The sequence below is a fragment of the Polaribacter sp. KT25b genome (assembly GCF_900105145.1).
Lineage (GTDB): Bacteria > Bacteroidota > Bacteroidia > Flavobacteriales > Flavobacteriaceae > Polaribacter.
On record NZ_LT629752.1, the window covers coordinates 37,982 to 62,411 of the forward strand.

The 24,430-nt window shown below is 32.4% G+C and carries 15 protein-coding genes; 13 read left to right on the forward strand and 2 right to left on the reverse strand.

Annotation, left to right across the window (positions count from 1 at the left end):
- Positions 1–11: 11 nt before the first annotated feature.
- From BLT70_RS00115 to BLT70_RS00155, 9 genes are all read left to right on the forward strand, one after another.
- Positions 12–1,466 (forward strand): sialate O-acetylesterase, encoded by a 1,455-nt coding sequence (locus BLT70_RS00115; RefSeq protein ID WP_091889840.1) that lies wholly within the window; start codon positions 12–14, stop codon positions 1,464–1,466.
- A 6-nt stretch (positions 1,467–1,472) separates the two neighbouring features.
- Positions 1,473–2,297 (forward strand): alpha/beta hydrolase-fold protein, encoded by an 825-nt coding sequence (locus BLT70_RS00120; RefSeq protein WP_091889843.1) that lies wholly within the window; start codon positions 1,473–1,475, stop codon positions 2,295–2,297.
- A 25-nt stretch (positions 2,298–2,322) separates the two neighbouring features.
- Positions 2,323–3,393: a glycoside hydrolase family protein gene (locus BLT70_RS00125; RefSeq protein ID WP_197678376.1), complete on the forward strand. Its 1,071-nt coding sequence runs from the start codon at positions 2,323–2,325 to the stop codon at positions 3,391–3,393.
- A gap of 86 nt (positions 3,394–3,479) precedes the next feature.
- Entirely contained in the window at positions 3,480–5,147 is a 1,668-nt protein-coding gene (locus BLT70_RS00130) for a glycoside hydrolase 43 family protein (RefSeq protein WP_091889849.1), read from the forward strand.
- A 785-nt stretch (positions 5,148–5,932) separates the two neighbouring features.
- Positions 5,933–7,441 (forward strand): sulfatase-like hydrolase/transferase, encoded by a 1,509-nt coding sequence (locus tag BLT70_RS00135; RefSeq protein WP_091889852.1) that lies wholly within the window; start codon positions 5,933–5,935, stop codon positions 7,439–7,441.
- Positions 7,442–7,459: 18 nt separating this feature from the next.
- On the forward strand, positions 7,460–9,046 hold the full coding sequence (locus BLT70_RS00140; RefSeq protein WP_091889855.1) for a ThuA domain-containing protein: 1,587 nt from the start codon (positions 7,460–7,462) through the stop codon (positions 9,044–9,046).
- Between the two features lie 47 nt (positions 9,047–9,093).
- Positions 9,094–11,433: a glycoside hydrolase N-terminal domain-containing protein gene (locus tag BLT70_RS00145; RefSeq protein WP_091889858.1), complete on the forward strand. Its 2,340-nt coding sequence runs from the start codon at positions 9,094–9,096 to the stop codon at positions 11,431–11,433.
- A gap of 195 nt (positions 11,434–11,628) precedes the next feature.
- Positions 11,629–13,287, forward strand: a complete 1,659-nt coding sequence (locus tag BLT70_RS00150) for a hypothetical protein (protein ID WP_157691803.1) — start codon at positions 11,629–11,631, stop codon at positions 13,285–13,287.
- 55 nt (positions 13,288–13,342) lie between these two features.
- Positions 13,343–14,461: a glycoside hydrolase family protein gene (locus tag BLT70_RS00155; protein ID WP_157691804.1), complete on the forward strand. Its 1,119-nt coding sequence runs from the start codon at positions 13,343–13,345 to the stop codon at positions 14,459–14,461.
- A gap of 600 nt (positions 14,462–15,061) precedes the next feature.
- Here the strand turns inward: BLT70_RS00155 and BLT70_RS00160 are convergent.
- Both BLT70_RS00160 and BLT70_RS00165 read right to left on the reverse strand, forming a co-directional pair.
- A complete protein-coding gene (locus tag BLT70_RS00160) occupies positions 15,062–16,063 on the reverse strand; it encodes a leucine-rich repeat domain-containing protein (protein WP_091889866.1) in 1,002 nt (333 codons plus the stop codon).
- A gap of 528 nt (positions 16,064–16,591) precedes the next feature.
- On the reverse strand, positions 16,592–17,536 hold the full coding sequence (locus BLT70_RS00165) for a LamG-like jellyroll fold domain-containing protein (protein WP_172824367.1): 945 nt from the start codon (positions 17,534–17,536) through the stop codon (positions 16,592–16,594).
- A 456-nt stretch (positions 17,537–17,992) separates the two neighbouring features.
- Between BLT70_RS00165 and BLT70_RS00170 the strand changes: the two genes are divergently transcribed.
- From BLT70_RS00170 to BLT70_RS00185, 4 genes are all read left to right on the forward strand, one after another.
- A complete protein-coding gene (locus tag BLT70_RS00170; protein ID WP_197678377.1) occupies positions 17,993–19,399 on the forward strand; it encodes a sulfatase in 1,407 nt (468 codons plus the stop codon).
- A gap of 1 nt (position 19,400) precedes the next feature.
- Positions 19,401–20,825 (forward strand): sulfatase, encoded by a 1,425-nt coding sequence (locus BLT70_RS00175; protein WP_091889873.1) that lies wholly within the window; start codon positions 19,401–19,403, stop codon positions 20,823–20,825.
- Positions 20,822–22,339 carry a glycoside hydrolase family 30 protein gene (locus BLT70_RS00180; protein ID WP_091889875.1) on the forward strand — a complete coding sequence of 506 codons (1,518 nt, stop codon included), beginning with the start codon at positions 20,822–20,824 and terminating at the stop codon, positions 22,337–22,339. The genes BLT70_RS00175 and BLT70_RS00180 overlap by 4 nt, the downstream gene beginning before the upstream one ends.
- 214 nt (positions 22,340–22,553) lie before the next feature.
- Positions 22,554–24,098, forward strand: coding sequence for an arylsulfatase (locus BLT70_RS00185; protein ID WP_091889878.1), 1,545 nt, complete (start codon positions 22,554–22,556; stop codon positions 24,096–24,098).
- The last annotated feature ends 332 nt before the right edge of the window (positions 24,099–24,430 follow it).

Here is a 24,430-nt window from a genome sequence, read left to right on the forward strand (position 1 = left end):
AAAAAGAACAAATGAGAAAAGTTATTTTAATTGTCATTACAATTGTATTCAATTTATTATCTCAACAATCAATTAAGGCAGAAGTTAAACTCCCTGCTATTGTATCATCAAACATGGTTTTACAAAGGAACACTACAATTGTGCTTTGGGGTTGGGCAGATGTTGGTGAGAAAATTACCATTAAAACTTCTTGGTTAAAAGATGAATTAAGCTTTAATGCTGATAAAAATGGTGATTGGAAAATTGAAGTAAAAACAACAGATAGTAAAGAACCTCAGTTTATTAAGATAAACAGTAAAGATTCAGATATTTTATTAGACAATGTTTTGTTTGGTGAAGTTTGGTTGTGTTCAGGTCAGTCTAATATGTACCAGCCTTTAGCATCTTATAATGGTCAACCAACTTATGGAGGTCTTATGGCTACAGTAAAATCAAATAATAAAAATTTACGTCTTTTTAGTGTTGGTAAAGTGGCTTCAAAAACACCTTTAGAAAAACTTGATAAATTTACTGGATGGCAAGATGCTTCTCCAGAAAGTGTTTTAAATTTTAGTGCAGTTGCCTATTTTTTTGGTAAGCAATTACAAGAAGTTTTAGATTGCCCAGTAGGGTTGATTCATGCTTCTTGGGGTGGTAGTATTGTGCAAGCTTGGATGAGTAAAGAAGTGTTGAATACTTATAAAAAAGTAGATTTAGAGAATGTAGACCTTAAAAAAAGAGCACAATATAATCCTACAGTATTGTACAATTCAATGATAAAACCATTAATTCCCTTTACTATAAAAGGAGCATTATGGTATCAAGGAGAAAGTAATCGTAGTGAACCAAATGATTACAAAAAGTTATTTCCAGCAATGGTAAAAGATTGGAGAACACGTTGGGGAATTGGAGAATTTCCGTTTTATTATGTACAAATTGCGCCTTATTTATACGATAACAATGATGTATTTCAAACCAATGATAATACTGCATTTATTAGAGAAGCACAATTGCAATGTTTAGATTTAATTCCGAATTCGGGAATTGCCATTACAATGGATATTGGTGATGAAAAAAGTATTCATCCACCAAAAAAGAAAGAAGTGGCAGACAGGTTATTGTTTAATGCTCTAAATCAAACTTATGGTTACAAGACTGTAGATTATGCTGGTCCAATTTATAAATCACTAGAGAAAAAAGATGGAGGAATCCTTTTGAGTTTTAAAAATGCAGAGTTAGGATTGTATGCTTATGATGGGTTAACAGGTTTTGAAATTGCAGGAGCAGATAAAGTATTTTATCCTGCCACATCAAAATTTGTGAATAGGAGAAAAGTCTTAGTGAAGAGTGATAAAGTAACAAATCCTGTAGCTGTTAGATATGCGTGGCGTAATTGGATTAATGGAACTCTTTATGATACAAACCTTTTACCAGCATCTTCTTTTAGAACCGATAATTGGACCGATGCAACTCAGGTTAAAAACTAAAGAGTGATGAAAAATTTAATAGTAGTATTTTTTTATTTGTTGACGCAATTCAGTTATTCTCAAACAGCTATTTCATACAAGGATTCTGATGATGAGATTTCTCAGCATGATCAAGCTTTTTATGAAAAAAATACAAAAGCTTTTGTTTATACTGATAAAAATGGAGCAAAAATGCCTTATCGATTGTTTTTACCAGACAATTACGATCCTAAGAAAAAATATCCCATTGTTTTAGTTTTTCACGGAGCAGGTTCTAGAGGAAATGACAATTTAAAACAATTAAGACCTTGGGTTGCAGGTTGGATGGATGTACAGGTACAAAAAGAGCATCCAAGTATTATTTTAATGCCACAATGCCCTAAAAAACAACAGTGGGTAAATGTACCTTGGAAAGAGGGTTCATATCGATTCAAGGATATTCCAGAAAGTGATCCTATGAAATTAGCCAAAGAAATTTTTGACAAAGTGGTTCAGGAATATTCTGTAGATAGAAAACGTGTTTATGTAATGGGAATGTCTATGGGAGGTTACGGAACATGGAATTTTGTGATGCGATATCCTAAAATAATTGCTGCAGCGATTCCTATTTGTGGAGCAGGTGATACTTCGATGGCAAAAAAAATAAAGAGAATTCCTATTTGGGCTTTTCATGGTGATAAAGATCCTACAGTGCCACTTGCTGGTTCTACAGAGATGATTGAATCTTTAACTCGTTTTAAAAAACACAAAGCTCGTTTAACCATTTATAAAGATGTTGGTCATAATTCGTACGAATTGGCATGGAAAAATCCAGCATTGGTTGATTGGCTTTTTAGTCAGCATAAAAACTAAAAATAAGTCGTAAAAACATAAAAACATGAATAAATTCCTCGTAAAACTTTTATTGACTGTATTGTTAAGTTGTTCTATTAATGCTGTGTCACAAGAAAAAGAGATCAGTCTAGACATCCATAAAATGATGAAGCCTTTGCCGAAAGACGGTATTTTTCGTGATGCTTTGTATTACAATTGGGGCGGTTCAATTATCAAAGGAAAAGATGGAAAATATCATTTGTTTTATTCTCGATGGAAAAGAGCCTATACGTTTAATGGATGGCTCACTTTTTCGGAAATTGCACATGCAGAATCCAAAACAGCAACAGGACCGTGGCAATACAAGGAAACCGTTTTAAAAGGAAGCGGTCAAGGAAATTGGGATGAAATTACGGCTCACAATCCTAAAATTAAATATTTTGAAGGCAAATATTACCTCTATTATATTGCAACCAATTTGGGTGGTAAGGAATTTACTTATGATGATTTGGTTGCGCTTAGTACAAAATCGTTAAAAGATACAGATAGAGGAACGCTTCGTAAAAATCAAAGAACCGGAGTAGCAGTTGCAAGCTCAATAAATGGGCCTTGGAAAAGAATGGAAACACCTATAATAGAACCATCTGGTCCCATAGCTAACATCACTGTGAATCCTGCAATTGACCAAGGGAAAGGCGGTAAGTATTACTTAATTGTAAAAGGAGATAAACCCAATGAGAAAAAGTTTATCAGAAACCAAGCAATTGCTATTTCTACATCACCAACAGGACCTTTTAAAATTCAACCCAACCCTGTAATTGGCAATTTAGATACAGAAGATGTATCTATGTGGTTTGATGAACAACAAGCTGCTTTTTATGCTGTTTTTCATGCCCATTCTTATATTGGGTTAATGACTTCTATAGATGGTTTGCATTGGGGAAAAGCTAAGAATTATGAAATCAGCCGTAAAAAAATAAAATTAGAAGAAGGAGGTTTTCTAATTCCCAATCGTATGGAACGTCCGTTTGTTTATGTAGAAAATAATGAACCAACAGTTTTGTGTCTTGCTATAAAAAAAGGAGACGATTCTTATACGATATTTATTCCACTACATAAATCTAAAACTCGGTAAATATCCTCTGGGCTTGTTGCCCCGAATATATTCACTAAAACAGTTCAAATAAAAATATATTACACTTCTATATAAATTATTGAAAAATGAAGATTTTTAGATTTCTTGTATTACTTGTTATCGTTTTTGGCTGCAAAGGTACCGAAGAAAAAAAAACAATTCACTCATTTGGTGACCAAGGGGATGGCACTTTTATAAACCCTATCCTTAATGCCGACTATCCAGATTCTGATGTAGTACGTCATGGCAATAAGTACTACATGATATCTTCTAAGAAACATAATTCCCCCGGGATGATCATTCTTGAATCTTACGATATGGTCAACTGGAGAATTATTAATCATGTTTATGACAGTATCAGTTGGGGTAAGGAATATAATTGGGATAGGATGGCTGGTTACAAACGAGGGGTTTGGGCTGGAGACCTAGCGTTCCATGAAGGTACCTGGTATTGTTATGTGATAGATCCTAGCCACGGATTGTTTGTTACTACGACCGACGATATTTACGGCCAATGGACTACACCCACAAAGATGATATCTCAAAAGAAGGTGGCAGATGACCCCAGTGTGTTCTGGGATGATGAAAACAAAGAAGCTTGGCTAGTCGCCAATATAGGTCGAAGCAGAACGAAAGAAGACAAAGATAAATACCTGTATAAGAATGCCATCTTTAAAATGAGTTGGGACGGATTGAGCTTAGAAGATGAAGGCACCGTCTTCTATAAAGGTCCAGGAGCTGAAGCCTCTAAAATATATAGAATTAATGATCAGTGGTTTATCTTCTTATCGGAATGGTCTATGACACCTGATGGAGATAAAGAAGACCGTAAACAAATAGCCTTACGCTCAAAAACCAATAGCATTTATGGTCCTTACGACAAAAAAGTGTTGCTTGAAAGAGGAAATGGCTTTGAGCGCAGTTGCAGCCAGGGATCTTTAAACCAGGCGCCAGATGGCTCGTGGTGGTACTTTCATCAGTTAATTCAGAACATAGATGCCCCTTTTCAGGGAAGACCACAATGTCTACAACCTGTAGAATGGGTAAATGGCTGGCCTATCATAGGAGAGGATATGGACAAGGATGGCATTGGAGAACCTTTAAGAAGGTACAAAATGCCTAATATAATAGCACCTGAAAAATTAAAAATACAAACCTCAGACGATTTTTCTTCCTCCGAACTAGGACATCAGTGGGAATGGAACCATAACCCACGTGACTCACATTGGTCTTTTACCGAACGTACGGGCTGGTTGAGACTTAAAGCTAGCACTTTGGTACCATTGAGCAACTATTATTATCACAAAGGGGCGTCATCATTTTGGAGGGCTTCTAATACCTTAAGTCAGCGTATTATGGGCACGAAAGCAGGTATTAGCAGTGCCAAATTTGATGTATCAGGAATGACACAAGGACAACGCGCTGGATATGCTCGTTTTGCAGGAGTAAGCCATCTCATTGGTGTTAAAATGGATGCCGAAGGAAATAGAAATCTCTTTTTTATGGATGATAAGGGAACTGAGATAGACGGCCCTAGCATTGAGAAAGCTATTATTTATTTTAAATCTACCAATAGTGGTAATAGCGCCTCTTTCGAATATAGCTATGATAACAAGAATTTTGAGCGCTTTGGTCCTGAATTCGAGCTGGTCTTTGGACGTTGGTCTGGTGATCGATTAGGCGTCTTTTGCTGGAACGATATAGAAGATTCAGGATACGTGGATATCGATTGGTTTGAGTATGAGTATGAATAAATTTAGGATTGGATTGTAAATGTAAAGAACTTGAAAGCTGGTAATGGCTTAACTGCTGATTTACGATCTAAAAGTGGTTTTGAGATATTTACTAATTGAAATTGGTCTCGAGAATAAGGATACATCTTAACTTAGCGACACAGATATCTAGAAACATAACTTAAACTATACAACATGAATAAAAAATCATAAGATTATTATCGAAAGTGGTGTACATGTTATTAGAAACATGGTCATTGCGATTTACACATCACCAACAGGCCCTTTTGAAATGTGATAGGAAATTTAGATACCGAAGATGTTTCTATGTGGTATGATGAACAATAAGTTACTTTTTATGCTGTTTTTAATCCGCATTCTTATATTGGGTTAATGACTTCTAAAGATTGTTTGTATTGGAGAAAAGCAGAAAATTATGAATTCAGTCTTAAGAAATTAAAATTAGAAGATGGAGGTTTTCTAATTTCCAATCGCATGGAACGCCTGTTTGTTTATTTAGAAAATAATCAACCAATGGTTCTCTATCTTACCATAAAAAAAAGATAATTCTGATATTATTTTTATACCTATTGATGAGGATATTTAAATATGGTCAGTAGACTTTATAGGAAAATAGTGTACTTGCAATTTTTATTTTAATCTATTTCTTTGATAGTAACTGAATAGTTGATAAAGGACGATTATCGTTTGTTTTTTGCTAAATGCAACATTTTTATACTAAGTATGATACGGTTTAGCTTCTTAGACATAACTACTTTTGTCTATTTTTGAGTAAAAATCATCATATGGTAAAAAAACATTCGTTTGTAGGAGTTTTATTCTTTTTACTTGCATGCTTCACTGTTAAAGCGCAACAAAAAAAGCAACCTAATATTCTTTTTATTTTTGCAGATGACCTAATGTTCAATAGCATTGGGAATTTGGATAATTGTGCGGTTAAAACACCCAATTTAGATCGTCTTATGGACAATGGTGTTTCTTTTACTAGAACCTATAATCAAGGTTCTTACAGTCAGGCAGTATGTATTGCTAGTAGAACCATGTTGGTTACTGGAGCAAATCTTTGGAAAGCGGCTACTTATTCTAAATCTAAAAAAGGAGATGCCGTTAAAAAACCAGAAAAGTATTGGCCACAATATTTAAAAGAGGTTGGTTACGATACGTATATATCTGGTAAATGGCATGTAAATCAAGTAAACCCTAAGCATATTTTTGATTATGCGAAAGATATTAGAGGAGGTATGGCGAGTCAAACCAATCTGAGATATGCGCGTAGTTTTGAGCAAGACAAACCAGACACTTGGTCTCCGTATGATAAAAAACTAGGCGGTTTTTGGAAAGGAGGAAAACATTGGAGTGAAGTATTGGCAGATAATGGTGTTGCTTTTTTAAATCAATCAAAAGCTAGTGAAAAGCCATTTTTTATGTATCTAGCATTTAATGCACCGCATGATCCAAGGCAAGCTCCTAAAGAATTTGTGGATATGTATCCGTTAAGTGACATAAAAGTTCCTGAGAATTTTATTTCTGAATATCCTTATAATGAATACGCTGGTGCAGGACGTAAGTTACGAGATGAAAGACTTGCTCCTTTTCCTAGGACGAAATATTCAATAAAAGTAAATAGACAAGAGTATTATGCTTCAATTAGCCATATGGATGCACAAATAGGTCGTATTCTAGAGGCACTAGAAAAGTCAGGAAAAGCAGAAGAAACGTATATCATATTTACAGCAGATCATGGACTTGCAGTAGGAGATCATGGTTTTATGGGAAAACAAAACATGTATGAAAGTAGCATGCGAGTGCCTATGATTATTGCAGGTCCCAATCTTGAAAAAGGAAAAGAAGTAGATGCCTTTGTGTATTTACAAGATATTATGCCAACTACATTAGAACTTGCTGGTGTAAAAAAATCGAAAGAAATTGATTTTAATAGCTTAATCCCTTTGGCAACAGGAAAGGTAAATAAAAGTACTTATCCAGTTGTTTATGGCGCCTATTTTGGTACGCAAAGAATGTACAGAACAGAAGATTATAAAATGATTTTGTATCCAAAGGCGAATAAAGTTCGATTGTATGACATGAAGAACGATTCCTTAGAAAAGTATGATTTAGCGGAGAATAAACAGCAGTATAAAAAGGTGTTAAAGAAATTATTTAAGGAATATAGGAGATTACAAAAACATATGAATGATCCTGAAGATATAAAAGAATCCTTTCATAATTTTATGAATGATGTAGCTCCAATGCCTATAGTAAACAAAGAGACTTCAGAGAATAGTAAACATTAAATTAAAAGATGTATTGTAATGATAAGGCACAAACAACTGTTCGTTTTTGTATTCTTTTTAACTGCAAATCTTTCGTTGATTTCTCAGCATAAAACAATGGATTTAACTCCAAATAATATAAAGGTTCTTAATTTTTATGGAGATAATGGTTTTGTGCATCCCTCAAAAGAGGCAGGTTTAAAATTAATTGAAGATTTAGGAATAAAAAATACTTGGGAAATAGTTTCTACTGCTGATGCATCTATTTTTAATGGAAAAGATTTAAGATCTATTGATGTGATTATCTTTAATAATAATTGCGGGAATAAAGGACGTATTTTATCCAAAGAAAATCAATTGGCACTTCAAAAATATATTAGAAATGGTGGTGGTTTTGTAGGAATACATTGCGCTGGAGCTATTTGGAATGAAGGTGGCGAATTTCAAAATTGGTATGAAGGATTTATAGGAACTAAATTGCTAGATCACCCAAAAGTGCAATCGGCTAGATTGGTTGTAGAAGATTCAATAAACACCATAACAAAACACTTAGATAAAGGATGGGTAGTAAAAGACGAATGGCACCGTTTTTCTTACAATCCTCGTAATGATGTAAAAGTTCTTTTATCTGTAGATGAAAATTCTTACCAAGGAGCTCAAAAAATGGGAGGAGATCATCCTTTTACGTGGTATCAAAATTATGATGGCGGACGTTCTTTTTTTACTTCTTTAGGACATACAAAAGAAATATATGCTGATTTCAATTTTCGGAAATTGGTAGAGGAAGGTATTAAATGGGCTGCCGATGCTTCTAATAATACTGCAAGTTTGCCTTTATCTGAAGGACTTTTGCTAGATTTAAATGCAGATGAGCAAGTGTTAGTTGAAGATGGAGATAAAGTAAGCTCTTGGAGTAATTCCGTTGCTAATAAGGTTCAGAAATTTATAAAACAAGATATTGGTAGAAAAGTGAAAGGCTCTGGACGACCTCAGTTAAAGCTAAATGTACCAAAATTAAATGGACATAATTCGGTAGTTTTTCACAGACAAGAATTGGTAAATCATCAAGAAGATGCTTTCGATCATTTAATCCAAGGAAGTGGCTATACTTGGTTTTCTGTGATGTCTGTTTTTAAACAAGTAAAAGGAAAACCAGGAGTGAATTCATTTTTTGGCAACTTACGTAATACGAACCTTAATAAGCAAGGGCAATATGAAGGTTTTTGGGCTGGTGTAAATATAAAAAACCAAGTTTGGATGTCTTCTAGAAATGGCCTACAAAAAGGAACATGGAATGATGATAGTCCGTTGTTAATAGATAATGACACGTTAATAAAAGAAAAGTATTATTTGGTTATGGGACGAATGGGAGCAGGAGAAGGAACCGTAAAAATGGAATTGTTTGTAAACACAACCAAGGCATTGGTAGAAAAATCATTTCCTGTTAATACTAAAGCTAATCCATCTAAGATGGTTATTGGTCAAGAACGAGATGCAACCAATCATCCTGGAGCAGAATCTTTTGATGGCGAGGTTGCTCGTTTTTTAATTTTTGAAAGACCGCTTTCCAATGAAGAATTAAAGACACTCTCAGATCATTTAAAAAACAAGTATAATATCAACTAATTAATCAACTTTATAAATTAAAACACACCTCAACTAAACAAAGAAACATGATGAAAAGACCCTGGATATATATCCACAATAAATTATTAAAGAAGTTTGCTTACATAATCTTAATTGGTTTTACTTTTTTTAGCTGTACTCAAAAAAAGGAAGTAGAAGAAGCGTCTCCTTTAAAAATTTGGTTCAATCAACCAACTACTAAATGGAATCAAGGTCTACCAATTGGTAACGGAAATTTAGGAGCCATGATTTACGGTACACCTAAAAAAGAAATTATTTGTTTGAACGAAGAAACTATTTGGACAGGTGGAAAAGACTACAATAGAGATAAAAAAGATGCTGGTAAACATATTGCTGCTATTCAAAAACTGCTTTTTGAGGAGAAATATCTGGAGGCAGAAGCAATGGTGCAAGATAAAATTTTAACCAACAGGTTACCCTCAGGAAAAAACACCTATCAAATGTTGGCTAATTTATTTGTTGAAACAGCAAATTTAGATTCAGTAAGCAATTACAAACGAGAACTTGATATTCAAAAATCGATAGCAACCACAACTTTTACAAGTGAGGGAACTAACTTTAAAAGAACCTATTTTTCTAGTTTTCCTGATAAAGCAATGGTCTATAAATTTACGGCAGATCAAAAAGGAAAAATAAACATCTCTTCTTGGGTAAAACGTAATAAGCAAACTAAAATTACTGTATCAGAAAATACTATTGAGTTTTCTGAACATGCAGGAAATGGTCATGGAGTTAAATTTAACGCTATTGTTAGTTTTAAAACAAAAGGAGGAACATCAGAAGTAAAAGAGGGGAAATTAGTAATCAGTAATGCTGATGAGGTTCTTGTTAAAGTTGTAGCTGCAAGTAATTATCGAGGGGATAATCCTCAAGAAATGACAAAGAACATTTTAAAGAACATTGCAAAAATTTCGTATGATGACTTGTTAGATAGACATGTTGCTGATTATAAAGCTTTGTTCAATAGACTTTCTTTTAAGTTATCAGATAGCAAAGGAGATGAGTATCCGACAGATGTTCGATTACAAAAAGTAAAAGAAGGTGCAGAGGATAATTATCTTACGCAGTTACAATATCAATTTGGACGCTATTTATTAATAAGTAGTTCTAGACCTGGTAATTTACCCGCTAATTTACAAGGAATTTGGGTAACTGGATTTAAGCCACCATGGAATTCTGATTATCATACCAACATCAATGTTCAAATGAATTATTGGATGGCAGAAATGGCTAATCTTGCAGAATGTCATGAACCATTTTTAGAATACATTGGTAATTTAAGAGAAATGGGACGCATTACCGCTAAAAAAACCTACAATGCACGTGGTTTTGTAGCGCACCATACTAGTGATCCTTGGTTTACAACTGCTGCTTTTGGAAAAGCAAGATATGGAATGTGGCCTATGGGAGCTGCGTGGGCTTGTCAGCATTTGTTTACACATTATGAGTACACAGAAGATACAGCATATCTAAAAAAACAAGCGTATCCTATTATGAAAGAAGCTGCGTTGTTTTTTGTTGATTTTATGGTGAAAGATCCTAAAACAGGACTTTTAGTAACAGGTCCTTCTATTTCTCCAGAAAATAACTTTCTAACCAAAGAGGGTAAAAAGGCAACATTGAATATGGGACCAACAATGGATCGTGCCATTGTTTTTGAATTGTTTCGTAATTGTATAAAAGCAGCAGAAATTTTAAATATTGATAAAGAATTTAGTGACATCTTAAAAAGTAAAATACAACAAATGCCACCACTTAAAATTGGTAGTGATGGTAGATTGATGGAATGGGTAGAAGAATTAGAAGAAGCAGAACCAGGACACAGACATATTTCTCATTTATATGCGTTGCATCCATCAAACCAAATATCAAAATCTAAAACCCCAGAATTATTTGAAGCAGCTAAAAAAACACTAGCAGGAAGATTGTCTCACGGAGGCGGTCATACAGGTTGGAGCAGGGCTTGGGTTATTAATTTTTATGCACGTTTATTAGAAGGGAACAAAGCATATGAAAATGTTTTAGCCTTACAAAGAAAGTCTACGTTACCTAATCTTTTAGATGTGCATCCTCCTTTTCAGATTGACGGAAATTTTGGTGTTGTTTCTGGAATAACAGAAATGTTGATGCAAAGTCATAATGATGAGGTTCATATATTGCCTGCTTTACCAACTGCTTGGGCGTCTGGAAGTATTAAGGGAATCGTGGCTAAAAAAGGTTTTGAAATTGATATCACTTGGGATTTAGGAAAGCTAAAAACTTTAGTGATAAAATCGAATTTAGGAAACACCTTAAAGCTACGTTATCAAGATGATGTAAAGGAAATTGAAACTACAAAAGGAGAAGTTTTAGAGTTTAATTATTAATACACTCGATACATATTTTTCTCTTTAGATTATAAAAACACCTGATTAATCATTAAAATGTTTTATCGGGTGTTTTATTTTAATGTTAGATTAATTGTAACATTTTCAACCCTTTGTTGTTACAATGGTACCCTATTTGTTGTGGGGGTTTTAGGTAAATTGCATAAAATACTAATCAACTATTTAAAACTAACTATGAAAAACTTTACTTTTTTACTAATGACCGTTTTACTATATGTAAGTTGTAGTAATTCTGATTCTGACAATGAAATCATAAACGATGTTGAATTGAATTTTATTCAATTTGATGTTACACTTACATCCGGAGGAAAATCTATTGGAGTGATTGATAATGAAAATAAACGCATCTCTTTACCCAATATTTCAGATCCTTTAGAAATTTCATCTGTAAATTATCAATATTCAGAAGATGTTTCTATGATAACCCCTAAACCAGAAACAAGAATTGGTAAATGGGAGGTTCTAGAAAAATTTAGACTTCATGCAGGTGAAGATTTTAAAGAGTATGCAGTAGAAATTACAGATTATCAAGAGACGGCGTATACAAATAAAGCAACCATATCTCCACTTGAAAAATTTGGTAGGGTTACAAAATATCATATGTTAGATCTAAATCATAATGCTGGAACTTTAGGTAATATCAGTAATGCAGAAAGAGCTTTTGGTCAAGGTGAAGGTCAAGCTAAAATGAATGGACTTAGAGTTCCATTATATTGTGGTGATGCTTATGGAGGACATCCTGAAGAAGGAAAGGTGGTAGAAAGTGTTTACGCAACTCTTTTAAAATCTATAGAAAATGCGAAAGCATCTTATTACGGTACTGAACCTTTTATGATTTTTTTAGGTTTAAAAGTTCTAACAAACGATAAAGCTGAGTATTTTCCTGATTGGGTAACAACAGAAGCACCAACTGTGCCTAATCCTGAAAAGTATGCACAATTGATTGTTGATTATATTGAGTTTATGCATAAACATGGACACGAAATAAATTATGTTGCTTTTGATAAAGAAGCTGCTAGGATGGATGTTACAGATTTTACGATAGCTGTAGATACTTTAAGAGCAAGAACTGCAAGACTTGGTTATGTGGTTCCACAAGTTGTGGCTCCAGAATTCTATAAACCATTAGGTGAATCTGGATCTTTTGATGATTTATATAACATTAATGGAGAAGATAGCTATGACGTATTTGGAAATCACTATTATTTGAATCACCATAATCAAAATAATCATTCAGATCTAGTATACGAGTATAATTTGTCTCAAAGTGATAAACATCGTGAGGCGTGGGCTACTGAAGCGCATTGGGATGCCCTTAGATGTAGTTCTGATTACGAAAAAGATAGAGAAATTTGGACTTCTGAACTTGCTATTGGCTGTATGTTTGATTGGACAGATCTTGGTTTAGATTTAGTAAGCTGGTGGGATTATCCTTTATCTGGTGGTAATGCACCTAGGCATTATATTACCAGAGCATATAACGAAGCATTGATTGGTTCACAGCCGATAAGAATGCTAGATCATGATGGAGAAGAAGTACTGAGTAGAGAGAAACTTCATAGTAGAGCCTATATAAGAGGTAATGAAGTAAATGTGTTTTTTATTAACACTGTGAGTCCATGTAAAACTTTTATACCACCTTTTTACGAAGAATATCCTGTAGGTATTTTAGATGGTTTTAAAATTGATGGTAATATAAGTGTAACACAATGGGATGACGATGATCAACCTGAAGGAGAATCTTTTGTTATAGAACCTGTAGAAGAAAATCAATTTCTTATAGACATCACAACAGGTTCATTTACCCATGTTTCATTTAAAATAACAGAATAAATGCGGAACCATTTATTTCAAATTATATACTTATACTTTTTTAATGAAATCAATAATGAAAAAAATAATAGTAAGCATCATCATACTTTCAATGTTGATGATTTCTTGTCAAGTGAAAAAAACTAAGAACCAAGAATCTGAAAATAAAGAGATTTTTCAAAAAGAAATACAAACTCCAACTGCCATGTCAGACCACTGGAAGTTTATTGGAGAAGCGGTAAATGAACCAGGTTATGATGTTTGGGGAAGTTCCCCTATTAGAGATAAAGACGGAAACGTACACCTTTTTTCTGCAAGATGGTCATCAGCAACACCATTTAAAAAAGCTTGGAGATATAACAGTGAAATAGCACATTATGTAGCTAAGAAACCAGAAGGTCCTTTTGAGTTTGTAGAAACCGTTAGAAAAGGAAAAAATGATAGAAGTTGGAATGCTGTAGGTTTTCATAATCCAAGTATAAAAAAGATTGATAATAAATATGTATTGATTTTTATTGCCAATGATGGTGCTAAAAATCATGGAGCTAGCCAAAGAATAGGGATGCTTGTTAGTGATGATTTAAATGGACCTTGGACAGAAGTTCCTAATAAAAATAACCCTTTATTAAGTCCGCCAAAAGATGAAAGCATTTGGTGTGCTAATAGTGGTTTAGGGGTAAATAATCCTAGTTTGATAAAACATCCTAACGGAAAATTTCTTTTGTATTTTAAAGCCATGGCAGGACCTAAAGGAACAGGTGCAAAAGTAAGCATGGGAGTTGCAATTTCTAATACTTTAGAAGGTCCTTATGTTATTCAACCAAACCCAATTACCACCAACAATGTTAGAATAGAGGATGGTAATGCTTTTTTATGGAGAAATAAAATATGTTTGATGACCACAGACAATCATGGAATATTAGAAAAAGGTGGTGGTTTACTTTGGACATCAGAAGACGGACTTAAATTTGATGCAGAACCATTATCTGGATTTCACAATTACCAGAAATTTTATCTTAATGGAGTGTTCCCAGAAGGAGCTAATATCCGATATGGAGGTAAAAATGTGAAATTTGAAAGACCCCAGTTGTTAATGGATGCTAATAATGAACCTGAATATCTATATTGTCCTAGTGGTGTTGCCTTAGATGGTAGTAATGGATCAAACAGTTATGTGTTAAAATATCAGAAATAAAAATGTAGAATAAAGAATTTAGGTGCTTTATTTCATTATGAGATAGAGTGTTTCTTTTTTAAGTAGTAATTATAATCATGAAAATTTAAATAACACAAATTTTATTTACATTCCTCTTACTTTTTGGTATTTTTTTAATTATTGGATGCGATAAAAAAGAACAAATTAAGAAAAATGTGAGTGATATTTTAGTCGAAATCCTAAGTGTTTTAGACTTGAAAAACAAGAGCTAACTCCAATTAAGAATGGAATTATTACTGATATTGTTTTAAAATTACCAGCACATAAAAACGGAATGTATTACTGCTTTTTTCTGAAGTCAAAGCTTCAGTAAATAAGATGAAAGCACTTTGGTTTTAGGATGTGTTTGAGTTATCCAATTACGAGTAAATAAAACCAAGAGAGGATATAAATATGAAATTTGGGAGCTTAATTTTACTCCAAAAAAACAACGGAAATTATTTGGCTCTTGTACCTATTGTCTCTAAAATGATGAATTAAAATAATTTATAATTTTTTTATTGAGGACTAGATGTAGAAAAATAAAAAAGGGAGTAACTTTTAGAAAGTTACTCCCTTTTTTATAAAAAGAATATTAATTTATTGTTTAATAACTTTAATTGAAGAGATATTTAAACCTTTATCGTTTTTAGCTTTTACAATATAAACTCCTTTTTTAAGGTTGGTCATGTCTACGTCATTAACAACTTTTTGAGAACTTACTCTAGCTCCTAAAATATTATAAATATCTACAGAATAAACATCGTTTGATGAAAAATGTAAGAAATCTACAACTGGGTTTGGATAAGAACCTAAAGTTATTTTTTCTGGAGAATTTACACCTAATGTAATACTATTAAAATCTTTCCAAACATCTGCTGCTTGATAAGTACTTAATGTACCTTCTGGTACAGATAAAGTAGCATTTGCATTATTTATTGGATCATTAAATATTGATATATTACCATCTTCTATTTTAATTAGCTCTATAAATGTCGTGTATTCTACCTTTACTTTTGCTAAGTTATTACATCCCTTAAACATGTTTTGGTTAGCACTAGAAATATAAGTTACAGTTGAAGGAAAAGTTATTTCTTTTAGAGAAGAACAACCGTTAAAAGCTCCAACATAGATGTTTTCCATTTGAGGCATATTTATTGTTTCAAGAGCTGTACTTTGCCAAAATACTAAACCAATTTCATTACCACCTTCTATAGCAGGAGGAATTCCAATATTAGCAACAAGAGGTAAATCTACTGTTTTTAAATTTGGACAAGCTCTAAATGATTGTGAATCTAATGTAGCATTTCCTTCTATAACTAAAGATGTCATTGTAGCTTTCCAAAATGCGCGATTACCAATTAACGTAATAGCGTATTCTATTCCTCCTTCAGTTACAGTTGCAGGTATAACTAAAGCGTCAGGTATTGTAGCTCCATCAACCGTTCCTGTAAGACTAACTGTATTTGGTGATCCAGCTTCTTCAGCAGTAGTAACTTGGTACTTAAAAATACCCTGTTCAAAAGTGTCTCCTAACACAAGTTGTGCGTTTGTTAACGTTACGGTTAATAACGTAACAAATAATAGTAATGTTTTTTTCATGATTTATTTAATTTTAAATTAATAATATTATGATTTAAATTTACAAATAACTATACTATTCTTAGAGTACAAAGGTTTCGGTTTGTGGGTAAAAATGTTGCATTTCTCTTTGAATCTATCGGTAATAGGTATACTGTTTATTTTTGTTAAAGATTTTTGATAAATTTTATTAGAAATTTAAAACGTTTTTAGAACCTTTTAATCTGATATGTCTTGTAAAGTAAATATGGGAGCTCTTAATATTTTAAAGTACATATCCTTAAATAATTTACTAGATACACTATTGGTATTGCCTTCTGCCCAGGCTTTAAATGTTAGTTTATTATCACCACCAAAAATTACATTTTGATTTGCTTCTTTAGGCTTTATAATTATAACACCTGTTTGCGAATAAGAAACTATAGAGATTAAGAGTAAAAAATTTTTAAAAGAATTATTTTTCTTTTTTTTATGAAAAATTACTAAATGAAAAAAAGGAGTAAAAAATTAAAATTGATCACTCCCTTTATATGTGTTGTTCTATGTATACTATTCTTTTATAGCTTTTATAGTTCCAATATTTTGATGGTTAGCATCTTTACATTTAATCATATAAACTCCTTTAGATAAATAACTCATGTCTATACTTTTGTTATTAACTTTTTGAGATTTTACTTTAGCTCCTAATATGTTGTAAATTTCAACAGATGAAATTTTATCAGAAGAAAAAGATAAGTAATCAACTACTGGATTAGGGAAAGCATTTAATGAAGTTTTAACTATATTATCATTAACACTAAGTAATGTTGCATCATAGATGCTTTTAATAAAAGCATCATCTCCTGCACCTGTATAAATACGAACATCATCCATAGCACCGTTAAAACCTCTATTTTTAGGATCGGCATTGTAATCATTACCAATTAATAATGGAGCTTCTGTTGTATTTGTAGACCAAGTGGTATTAGAACCTTTTAGCTCTCCATTTTGATAAATACGAACTGTTGAGTTATCTTTATCCCAAACAACAGCAATATGATGCCAAACATCAACTTCAAGGGTACCTACTCCCATTCCTTTACCATTAATTTCTGCTCTAACTTTTGCACCTTGGTGACCAAAAGTCCATTTTTTACCAGGTGAATTTTCTCCACCTCCTACAACTGCAGTTTGTGGGGTTAATGCTATTAATTTAATCCAAGCAGTCATTGTTCTACTCGCATCTCCACTAATGGGAAAATTAGTTACGGTTGATAAAAGATCTCCTCGATCAAATCCTGTTATAGCACCATTGGCAGTTCCATCTTGTCCCATTTCATACGTAATAGAATTATCTTCATCTGTAGCTGTTAAATTCCAATTACCAGTTTCATCAGTAATACTGCTATCAAATTTGTAATGTGCTTCTAATGTTTGTGCATTTATATTATGTCTTGTAATACAGAATAGAGCTATTATAAGTGCTAATTTAAAAAAAGTAGTTTTTTGTTTCATATTCATTTAAGATTTAAATAATTTAGTAATTAATTTACATTGCTAAGTTCTTTAAAATCTATGTTAATTATAGAGAATAATGGTTCGGAAAAGGGGCGTAAATGTTGCATTTGTATCAAAATTAAAGACTTTTTTAAGTTCTTACTTCTATATTTTTTTAAGTTTTTTTTAAAAAGTTTTATTCTTTTAAGTTTTATATAAAGTTATTTTTAATAACATTACAGAATCTTTTTGGCAGACATTTTCGTCTTCATTTTTCTATGTATAAATACTTGATGGTCTTATTATATGAATTTTATTAATCTCTTTAATAGAATTGTAACATTCTTACTCCTTTGTTGTAACAATCTAAGACTGTTTTTATGCTATTTTAAGCTAGATTAGCTTTGAGTAAGAAAGCCAATAACTTTTATCTTGTTTATACAGAATTATTAAATTTTTTTTAAAATGAGGACCTTGTTTATACTATTATTATGCGGATTTTTAGTGTCTTGCAATACAAATAATGCAGTGCAAAAAGAGCAAAAACCAAATGTAATTGTCATCTTAATTGATGATGCTGGTTATGCAGATTTTGGTTTTATGGGAAGTAAAGATCTAGAAACACCTAATATAGACAGATTAGCAAAAAGTGGTGTTATTTTTACGGATGCACATGTAAGCGCAACAGTTTGTGCACCAAGTAGAGCGGGTTTAATTACCGGAAAATACCAACAACGTTTTGGTTTTGAAGCCAATGATACTGGTGATAAATCTTCTGGAGATATTGGTCTTTCGGATGATGTTGTAACTATTGCAGATGTTTTTAAAGAAAACGGTTATAAAACCATGGCTTTGGGTAAATGGCATTTAGGAAAAGACAATTCTGATCATCCAAACCAAAGAGGTTTTGATGAGTTTTATGGTTTTGAAACCGGAAGTAGATCGTATTTTCAATATGAAAATCCGAGTAAAGCAAAGATGTTACAACATAACGGAAAACGTGTAAAATTTGATGGGTATTTAACAGATGTTTTAGGAGATCAATCTGTAAAATATATAGAAGAAAATAAAGACAATCCTTTTTTTATGTACTTAGCTTACAATGCGGTTCATACACCAATGGAAGCTAAAAAGGAAGATTTAGAGAAATATAAAAATCATCCTAGACAGTATTTAGCAGCCATGACTTGGTCTTTAGATGAAAACGTTGGAAAACTTCAAAATAAATTAGAAGAGTTAGGCATTGCAGATAACACAATTATTTATTTTTTAAGTGATAATGGTGGCGCAGCAAATAATACTTCTTCTGGTGGTCCATTAAAGGGATGGAAAGGAAACAAATTTGAAGGCGGACATAGAGTTCCGTTTGTGATAAGTTGGCCAGCTCAGATAAAAGGAGGTCAAACTTTTAATGGTTTGTCTTCTTCTTTAGATATTTTTACAACTTCTATGGCGGCAGCAAATATCGAAAAAAAGGAAGGTTTACTTTTAGATGGTGTTAATCTTTTGCCGTACTTAAAAGGAGAAAAAAAGGGAGATCCGCATACGCAATTATTCTGGAGAAAACTAGAAGAGGCAGGAGCAAGAGTTGGCGATTATAAAATGGTTCGTTTGCAAGATTACGGAGCAACTTTGTATAATGTTGAAGAAGATTTAGGTGAAATGAAAGACCTACAAAATTCGAATACAAAAGAATTTAATCAACTAGACAAAGCTTTAAAAAACTGGGAATCTGAAATGATGGAGCCGCTATGGGGAGAACCAAGAAATTGGATGGATGTTACCTATCATATTCATCAAAGATTAATGGAAAATAAAGAAGTTTTGTATTCAGATCCTGCTAAAATGAAACAAGTTTTAAATAAAGAAAAAAAACAATAAAATGAAGTATTTATATGTATTATTATTAGGGGGGCTATTGTCTTGCAATGCTCAAAATTTGGAGAAATCAGAAAGTAAACCAAACATCATTTATATTAATGTAGATGATTTAGGTTGGATGGATACCGAAACTTATGGAAGTACTTTTTACGAAACACCCAACATTAATAAACTTGCAGAAAGTGGATTGAAATTTACAAATGGGTATGCTTCCGCAGCAAATTGTGCGCCTAGTAGAGCGTGTTTAATTAGTGGGCAAAATACGCCTAGACACGGTATTTATACCGTTAGTAATTCTGATAGAGGAAATGAAAAAACTAGAAAAATAATTCCTATTAAAAACACAGAAATTTTAGCAGACAATAATATTACTATTGCAGAAATGCTAAAACAAGAAGGTTATATAACAGGTACTTTTGGTAAATGGCATTTAGGAGAAGACCCTAAAACACAAGGTTTTGATGTAAATGTTGGGGGAGCAAAGCATGGTAATCCGGGTAAAGATGGTTTTTTTAGTCCGTATAACATAAAAAATATTGTTGATAATAAAAAAGGAGAAAACCTAACAGATAGATTAACACAAGAAGCCATTTCATTTATAAAAGAGCATAAAGAAAAGCCATTTTTTCTGTATTTGCCCTATTATGCGGTGCATACGCCATTATCAACAACAAATGCTTTAGAACAAAAATATAAAGAAAAAGGAGGAAATCCTTTTCAAAATAAGGCGGTTTATGCAGGTATGATTGAAACGGTTGATAGAAATATCGGTTTAATTTTAGATGAAATTAAAGCTTTAAATCTAAAAAATACCTTAATTGTTTTTACTTCGGATAATGGAGGAATAAGAGCTATTTCTCATCAAGATCCTTTAAGAGCAGGGAAAGGTTCTTATTACGAAGGCGGCATTAGAGTGCCATATATTATTTCTTGGGATGGAGTTGTAAAACCAAATACAGTTTCTAAGACTCCTATTACCAATCTAGATTTTTATCCAACTTTTATGGATATTTTAAATGTAGAAAACCTAAATAAAATAGTAGATGGAACTTCTATTTTACCAATTTTAAAAGGGAAAACAATAAATGATAGAAGTTTGTTTTTTCACTTTCCTATTTATTTACAAGCATATAATTTTAAAATAGATGATGGTAGAGATCCGTTTTTTAGAACAAGACCAGGTTCTGTGATTATTGATGGTGATTGGAAATTACATCAATATTTTGAAAATAATGAGATTGAGTTGTATAATTTAAAGACAGATTTAGGCGAGAGAAACAACCTTGTAGACGTTCATCCAGAGAAAGTAGCAGCGTTATTAAAAAAATTAAAGAGTTGGAGAACTGAGATTAATGCACCAATTCCAACAGAGTTAAATCCGAAGTATGAGGCTAATTTTGTGCCTAAGAAGTTTAAGAAAAAATGAAGGATAAAGCGATAGTTCTATTTTTGTTTTTAAGTGGATTATTGTTTTCTCAAAGTAAAATAGATCCAATTAATATAGAGATTCATTCTGATAAAGAATTCCAAACCATACATAATTTCGGAGCCTCAGACGCTTGGTCTGGGCAGTTTGTAGGAAAATGGCCGTTAGAGAAAAAAGAAGCTATGGCAGATTTATTGTTTAGCACAGAAAAAAATGCCGATGGAACTCTTAAAGGAATTGGTCTTACAACTTGGCGATTTAATATTGGCGCAGGAAGTGCAGAACAAGGAGAAGAAAGCAGTATTAAAGATGAATGGAGAAGGGCAGAAGGCTTTTTAAACAATGATGGTTCTTATAATTGGAACAGACAATTGGGGCAGCAATGGTTTTTAAAAGCAGCAAAAGAAAGAGGTGTTTCTTCTTTTATAGGTTTTGTAAATAGTCCGCCAGTACAGTTTACAAAAAATAATAAAGCATTTTCTGAAGACGGATTGTCATCAAACTTAAAAAGGAGTAAGTATAGTAATTATGCGTTATTTTTAAAAAATGTGGTTACGCATTTTAGAGATAGTTTAAATCTTCATTTTAATTATATCAGCCCATTTAACGAGCCACAATGGGATTGGAAAAACGGAAAACAAGAAGGTTCTCCTTGGAATAATGATGAATTATCAGCAGCAACGAAAACCATAGATTCCGTTTTTACAAGTTCTAATTTGGCCACAAAATTAGAAATTTCAGAAGCAGGACAAATAGATTATTTAACGTCCATAAAAAAGGGAAAAGAAAATAGAAGTAATCAAATAGAAGTCTTTTTTAACCCTACGAGTGATTTATATCTTGGGAATTTAGAAACGGTTTCGCAAAAATTTGCAGGACATAGTTATTTTACCACTTGGGATGTTTCTAAATTGAAAAGGAAACGAGAAGAAATTAAAGAAAAGTTACTGAAATTCCCAAATTTAGAATATTGGATGACAGAATATTGTATTCTAGAAAACAATGCAGAAATTAGAGGAAGAGGCAAAGGTTTAACCATGAAAACTGCTTTGTATGTGGCTAGATTAATACATGCCGATTTAACGATTGCCAATGCAAGTGCGTGGCATTGGTGGTTGGCAATGACACCTTATAATTATAAAGACGGTTTAATTTATCATGATAAAAATAAAGAAGATGGTGCTTTTGTAACTTCAAAATTATTATGGGGATTGGGTAATTTTTCTAGATTTATAAGACCAGAAGCAAAAAGAATAAAGATTGATTATAAAGGTAAAAACTCTCTTGAAAATTTGGAAAAAGGAGTTTTGGTTTCTGCATATAAAAATAAAGATAAATCCATTGTTGTGGTGGTGGTCAACTTAAAAGAAACAGCGGTACAACTAAATTTTAAAAATCCTATAAAGCAAGTTTATGTTACAGATAGAGATTCAGATTTAGAATTGATACAACCTAATGCAAATAAAAAAGATATTGTAATTTCAGCTAAATCAATTACTACGTTTGTTTTATGATTTTAAAGTATTTAAGTGGCTTATTATTATGTAATTACATCTATTTTTGTGTTCGTCTATTTTTCTGTTTTGAAGTTGGCTAATTTAAAAAAGAAAAAATATAAAAAACATAAGAATCATTTTGATACTGTTTTCTAACGAATATTACCCCCAATTGTTCAATTTATATACCTAATTTTACATTCATTATTTTAAATTAATTAATAGAAATCGCATGAGTTTTAAAAGTATTATTTTTAAATGTTTCTTCTTGTCTGCATTTGTACTATCAAGTTGTAAGTCGGAGCAAAAAGAGAGTAAATCTAGTAATTCAGATAAAAAACCAAATATTGTTGTTATTTATTTAGACGATTTAGGCTACGGAGATTTAAGTGCTTACGGAGCCACAGAATTACAAACGCCAAATATAGATGCCTTGGCAAATGGCGGAATTAAATTTACAAATGGGTATGCTTCTTCGGCAACATGTACACCAAGTAGATATGCATTGTTAACAGGTGTGTATCCTTGGAGAAATAAAAAAGCAAGAATTTTAGCAGGTTCTGCTCCTTTAATTATTGATGTAGCGCAACAAACTTTACCAAAAGTGTTAAAGAAACAAGGCTATCAAACGGCAATTGTTGGTAAATGGCATTTAGGTTTAGGATCTGGGAATGTGAATTGGAACGGAAAAATAACTCCAGGACCTAATGAAGTAGGTTTCGATTCTTCTTATATTATGGCAGCTACGCAAGATAGAGTTCCTACAGTTTATATAGATAACGGACATGTAGTAGGTTTGGATAAAAATGATCCTATTGAAGTAAATTATAAAAAGAATTTTGAAGGAGAACCAACAGCCAAATCAAACCCAGAATTGACAACGATGAAATGGCATCACGGACATAATAATAGCATTGTAAACGGAATTCCTAGAATTGGGTATATGAAAGGTGGTGAGTCTGCAAAATGGACAGATATTGATATGGCAGATCATTTTTTAGGAAAAGCGCAAGAGTATGTAAGATCACATAAAGAGCAACCTTTCTTTTTGTATTACGCTATGCAGCAACCACACGTGCCAAGAACTCCGCATCCTCGTTTTGTAGGTAAATCTGGAATGGGACCAAGAGGAGATGTAATTTTAGAAGCAGATTGGGTAGTTGGTGAATTTATAAACACTTTAAAAGAAGAAGGGCTTTTAGAAAATACGTTAATTGTTTTTTCTAGTGATAATGGCCCTGTTTTAAATGATGGTTATTATGATGATGCAGTAGAGAAATTAGGAAAACACGATCCGAAAGGAGGTTTAAGAGGTGGTAAATACAGTTTGTTAGAAGCAGGTACAAGAGTGCCTTTTATTACCTATTGGAAAGGAACTATTAAACCGGCGGTTTCTGATGCCATTGTTTGTCAGATGGACTTATTAGCATCTTTGGCAAACTTAACAGGAACGTCTGAAGAAACGACAGATAGTAAAGATATTTTAAATGCTTTTTTAGGTGATGCTGGTAAAGGTAGAGATCATTTGTTAATTGAAGCAAATTCTAAAACGGCTTTAAGAAGTGGAGACTGGTTAATGATTCCGTCATACAAAGGAAAGCAATTTAATAAAAAAGTAAATACAGATTTAGGTGTTTTACCAAAAATTCAATTGTATAATTTAAAAGAAGATATTGGGCAACAAAAGGATTTAGCGGCAACTAATCCCGAAAAATTAGCAGAAATGATTCAAGTTTATGAATCTTTAAGAGGAGAAAAAATAAAAGAAATAAAATAGATTATACTTCATTAATTGTTATTATAAAAAACCATCCATAAGGCTTCCCTATCGGATGGTTTTATGTTTGAAATTAATCGATATTAATTTTATGGTCGTAGCTATATTTTCCATTTCTGTTCGAGAGTAGTCGAGAGCTAATGGTTTTCTATAGTAGGTTTCGAATGTGCTCAATCAAATATTTCGTTTTAAACATCAAAAGTAGAAGAAGTTTCTCATTCTCAGTTTATGTGAATGCCGATAAAATTGATACAAAATATTTAGAAAGTTTATGAGATTTCTCTTAAAAATGGAAATAACAAAACGGAATGTATCTAAAATTGTAGGGTAAT

Coding starts and splice junctions, on each gene's coding strand:
- BLT70_RS00115 (WP_091889840.1), top strand. CDS start 12: ATGAGAAAAGTTATTTTAATTGTCATTACAATTGTATTCAATTTATTA.
- BLT70_RS00120 (WP_091889843.1), top strand. CDS start 1,473: ATGAAAAATTTAATAGTAGTATTTTTTTATTTGTTGACGCAATTCAGT.
- BLT70_RS00125 (WP_197678376.1), top strand. CDS start 2,323: ATGAATAAATTCCTCGTAAAACTTTTATTGACTGTATTGTTAAGTTGT.
- BLT70_RS00130 (WP_091889849.1), top strand. CDS start 3,480: ATGAAGATTTTTAGATTTCTTGTATTACTTGTTATCGTTTTTGGCTGC.
- BLT70_RS00135 (WP_091889852.1), top strand. CDS start 5,933: ATGGTAAAAAAACATTCGTTTGTAGGAGTTTTATTCTTTTTACTTGCA.
- BLT70_RS00140 (WP_091889855.1), top strand. CDS start 7,460: ATGATAAGGCACAAACAACTGTTCGTTTTTGTATTCTTTTTAACTGCA.
- BLT70_RS00145 (WP_091889858.1), top strand. CDS start 9,094: ATGATGAAAAGACCCTGGATATATATCCACAATAAATTATTAAAGAAG.
- BLT70_RS00150 (WP_157691803.1), top strand. CDS start 11,629: ATGAAAAACTTTACTTTTTTACTAATGACCGTTTTACTATATGTAAGT.
- BLT70_RS00155 (WP_157691804.1), top strand. CDS start 13,343: ATGAAAAAAATAATAGTAAGCATCATCATACTTTCAATGTTGATGATT.
- BLT70_RS00160 (WP_091889866.1), bottom strand. CDS start 16,063: ATGAAAAAAACATTACTATTATTTGTTACGTTATTAACCGTAACGTTA.
- BLT70_RS00165 (WP_172824367.1), bottom strand. CDS start 17,536: ATGAAACAAAAAACTACTTTTTTTAAATTAGCACTTATAATAGCTCTA.
- BLT70_RS00175 (WP_091889873.1), top strand. CDS start 19,401: ATGAAGTATTTATATGTATTATTATTAGGGGGGCTATTGTCTTGCAAT.
- BLT70_RS00180 (WP_091889875.1), top strand. CDS start 20,822: ATGAAGGATAAAGCGATAGTTCTATTTTTGTTTTTAAGTGGATTATTG.
- BLT70_RS00185 (WP_091889878.1), top strand. CDS start 22,554: ATGAGTTTTAAAAGTATTATTTTTAAATGTTTCTTCTTGTCTGCATTT.